Consider the following 2,473-nt stretch of genomic DNA (forward strand, 5'->3'; position numbering starts at 1 on the left):
CACCGCCCTCGGCCACGTCCTCTAGGCCTTGCGGCGCCCTATCAGGTGGGGCTTGGCCTCCAGCCCGTCCAGGCCGTGCCACGCCAGGTTCACCAAATGCGCGGCCACCTCGGCCTTCTTCGGCTTGCGTACGTCCAGCCACCACTGGCCGGTCAGGGCGACCATCCCGACCAGGGCCTGGGCGTACAGCGGCGCCAGCTTGGGGTCGAACCCGCGGCTCTTGAACTCGCGGCCCAGGATGTCCTCCACCTGCGTGGCGATGTCCGAGATGAGCGAGGCGAAGGTCCCCGTCGACTGGGGGATGGGGGAGTCACGGACCAGGATGCGGAAACCGTCCGTGTACTCCTCGATGTAGTCCAGCAGGGCGAAGGCGGCCTGTTCGCACAGTTCGCGGGGGTGACCGGCCGTGAGGGAGCTGGTCACCATGTCCAGCAGGCGGCGCATCTCGCGGTCCACGACCACCGCGTACAGCCCCTCCTTGCCGCCGAAGTGCTCGTACACCACGGGCTTGGAGACCCCGGCCTTCGCCGCGATCTCCTCCACCGACGTGCCCTCGAAACCCTTCGCGGCGAAGAGCGTGCGACCGATCTCCAGCAGCTGCTGGCGGCGCTCGGCACCGGTCATCCGGGTGCGACGCACTCGCCGCGGCTTGTCATTGCTGGGGGTGCTGCTCGAGTCGGTCGCCACAGCGACCATCATGCCGCCTTGACGGGCTCCTTCCCGCGCGGGGAGCCGCCTTCCCCGGTGTTACGGCGCGAATCGATACGCGAGCGTGACGGCCAGCGCACGTCGTACGCCCAGCCGAGCATTTCGAACCAGCGGATCAGCCGGGCGGAGGAGTCGAGCTGGCCGCGCATCACCCCATGCCGCGCGGAGGTGGGGTCGGCGTGGTGCAGGTTGTGCCAGGACTCACCGCAGGACAGGATCGCCAGCCACCACACGTTGCCCGAGCGGTCGCGCGACTTGAAGGGGCGCTTGCCCACCGCGTGGCAGATCGAGTTGATCGACCACGTCACGTGGTGCAGCAGGGCCACCCGGACGAGCGAACCCCAGAAGAACGCCGTGAACGCGCCCCACCAGGACATCGTGACCAGCCCGCCGATCAGCGCCGGGAGGGTCAGGGACACGACCGTCCACAGCACGAACTGGCGGGAGATCGCGCGCAGCGTCCTGTCCTTGATCAGGTCCGGGGCGTACTTCTCCTGCGATGTCTGCTCCTCGTCGAACATCCATCCGATGTGCGCCCACCACAGGCCCTTCATCAGGGCCGGGAGCGTCTCGCCGAACCGCCACGGCGAGTGCGGGTCGCCCTCCGCGTCGGAGAACTTGTGGTGCTTGCGGTGATCGGCCACCCAGCGGACCAGCGGGCCCTCGACCGCCATGGACCCGGCGATCGCCAGCGCGATCTTCAGCGGCCGCTTGGCCTTGAAGGAACCGTGGGTGAAGTGACGGTGGAAACCGATCGTGATGCCGTGGCACCCCAGGTAGTAGAAGAACACCAGCAGACCGAGGTCCAGCCAGCTCACGCCCCAGCCCCAGGCCAGCGGGACCGCCGCCAGCAGCGCGAGGAACGGGACGGTGATGAAGAGGAGGAGGGCGATCTGCTCGATGGAGCGCTTCTGCTCGCCGCCCAGCGTGGCGGGGGGAGCCTGGTCGGTTTCCTGGCCGGACGCCTTCGGGGCGTTTTCGATCACGTCGGAACTACTGGTCATACGCGTCCCCTGGGGGGTATGTGGATGGTGAGGAGGGTGCCGGAGCACGGGAACCCCGCAGTGCTTCCTACGGTTCCGTAACCTACGGCTTCGTAAGTATGGCAGCGCGTCGCCCGGCGGCAAGAGCCCGAGGGCCTGCGCGTCCCGGCCGACACCTATCCTGGAGTCGGTCGGACAGCGCGGTCCGCTCTGATTTCTTCCCGGATGTCCGGCCCGTATGCGGCGCCCGCCGCGCGAGACGCCGTCCGGGTACCCCCTCCCAGACGAGCTTCAACACTGCAAGGAGCCGCACCTGTGAGCAGTGCCGACGACCAGACCACGACGACGAGCAGTGAGCTGCGTGCCGACATCCGCCGACTGGGTGACCTCCTCGGAGAGACCCTCGTCCGGCAGGAGGGTCCCGAGCTCCTGGAGCTCGTCGAGAAGGTCCGCCGCCTCACCCGTGAGGACGGCGAGGCCGCCGCCGAGCTGCTGCGCGGCACCGAACTGCAGACCGCGGCCAAGCTGGTCCGCGCGTTCTCCACCTACTTCCACCTGGCCAACGTCACCGAGCAGGTCCACCGCGGCCGCGAGCTGCGCGCCCGCCGCGCCGCCGAAGGCGGACTGCTCGCCCGTACGGCCGACCGGCTCAAGGACGCCGACCCCGAGCACCTGCGCGAGACGGTCCGCAACCTCAACGTCCGCCCCGTCTTCACGGCCCACCCGACCGAGGCCGCGCGCCGGTCGGTCCTGAACAAGCTCCGGCGCGCGGCCTCGGTCGG

At 69.4% G+C, this 2,473-nt stretch carries 3 protein-coding genes; 1 reads left to right on the top strand and 2 read right to left on the bottom strand.

Features of this window, described 5'->3' with window-relative positions; genetic code table 11:
* Positions 1–21: 21 nt before the first annotated feature.
* Both CCL05_RS42445 and CCL05_RS42450 read right to left on the bottom strand, forming a co-directional pair.
* Positions 22–699 (bottom strand): TetR/AcrR family transcriptional regulator, encoded by a 678-nt coding sequence (locus CCL05_RS42445; RefSeq protein ID WP_086565837.1) that lies wholly within the window; start codon positions 697–699, stop codon positions 22–24.
* Entirely contained in the window at positions 696–1,712 is a 1,017-nt protein-coding gene (locus tag CCL05_RS42450) for an acyl-CoA desaturase (RefSeq protein WP_086565838.1), read from the bottom strand. The genes CCL05_RS42445 and CCL05_RS42450 overlap by 4 nt, the downstream gene beginning before the upstream one ends.
* A gap of 294 nt (positions 1,713–2,006) precedes the next feature.
* On the opposite strand from CCL05_RS42450, the gene CCL05_RS42455 reads away from it, so the two are divergent.
* Positions 2,007–2,473 (top strand): phosphoenolpyruvate carboxylase (locus CCL05_RS42455; RefSeq protein WP_143590052.1); only part of this gene is annotated, 467 nt, incomplete at its 3' end.

Origin of the sequence: Streptomyces africanus (assembly GCF_002150735.1) — a bacterium.
GTDB lineage: Bacteria > Actinomycetota > Actinomycetes > Streptomycetales > Streptomycetaceae > Streptomyces > Streptomyces africanus.

What these genes read in the sequence shown, in the direction of transcription:
- CCL05_RS42445 (WP_086565837.1), bottom strand. Translation starts at nt 699, where the DNA reads ATGATGGTCGCTGTGGCGACCGACTCGAGCAGCACCCCCAGCAATGAC.
- CCL05_RS42450 (WP_086565838.1), bottom strand. Translation starts at nt 1,712, where the DNA reads ATGACCAGTAGTTCCGACGTGATCGAAAACGCCCCGAAGGCGTCCGGC.